Source organism: Actinomadura logoneensis (genome assembly GCF_003428695.1).
GTDB lineage: Bacteria > Actinomycetota > Actinomycetes > Streptosporangiales > Streptosporangiaceae > Spirillospora > Spirillospora logoneensis.
This window is the reverse complement of sequence record NZ_QURH01000425.1, coordinates 1-875: the sequence shown is the minus strand read 5'-3', so window position 1 is coordinate 875 and position 875 is coordinate 1. Positions and strand designations below refer to the sequence as shown.

The 875-nt window shown below is 77.9% G+C and carries 1 protein-coding gene; it reads left to right on the top strand.

Annotated features, from left to right (window positions below):
• Positions 1-113: 113 nt before the first annotated feature.
• The coding region (locus tag DZF91_RS23085; RefSeq protein ID WP_117359483.1) for a helix-turn-helix transcriptional regulator at positions 114-875 on the top strand (762 nt) is incomplete at its 3' end.

The window sequence follows — 875 nt, the reverse complement described above, 5'->3', positions numbered from 1 at the left end:
CCGGCGCGGGGAGACCGGCGCCGGAGCCGGCGCGGGAGGCCGCGCCGGTGGCTGGACGGCGGGCGGGTGCGCCCGGCGGTGAGGGATTCGGACGCGGAAGAGGTGGTCGCGAAGTGTCGCGGCGCAAGACCGAGCGCCTGCTCAACCTGGTGGTCTGCCTGCTGGCCACGCGGCGCTACCTGACGGCCGAGCAGATCCGGCGGGCCGTCCCGGGGTACCCGGACGGCGACGAGGCGTTCAAGCGGATGTTCGAGCGCGACAAGGAGGAGCTGCGCGAGCTGGGCGTGCCCCTCGAGGTCGGCAGCGACGCGTCCGGCGGGGGCGGCGAGGAGATCGGCTACCGGATCCCGCCGCAGGCGTACGAGCTGCCGGAGATCCGGCTGTCGCCGGACGAGGCGGCGGTGCTGGGCCTGGCGGCGCGGGTGTGGCAGCAGGCGAGCATGGCGGACGCGGCGTCCGGGGCGCTGCTGAAGCTGCGCGCGGCCGGGGTGGAGACCGACGTGCCGACGGCGGTGGGCGTGGAGCCCCGCGTCGACACGGGCGATCCGGCGTTCGCGCCGCTGTGGGAGGCGGTCCGGGACGGCCGTCCGGTGACGTTCGAGTACCAGGGGGTGGGCCGCACGCACGGCGCGCGGCGGCACCTGGAGCCGTGGGGCGTGGTGAGCCGCCGGGGCCGCTGGTACGTGGTCGGGCACGACCGCGACCGGGGCGAGCCGCGGGTGTTCCGGCTGAGCCGGATCACCGGCGCGGTGCGTCCGGACGGCCCGGCGGGCAGCGTGGTCGTCCCCGCGGACGCCGACGTGCGGGCCATCGCGTTCGACCGCGACGATCCGGCGGCCGAGCCGCGTCCGGCGACGGTGCGGCTGCGGGCCGGG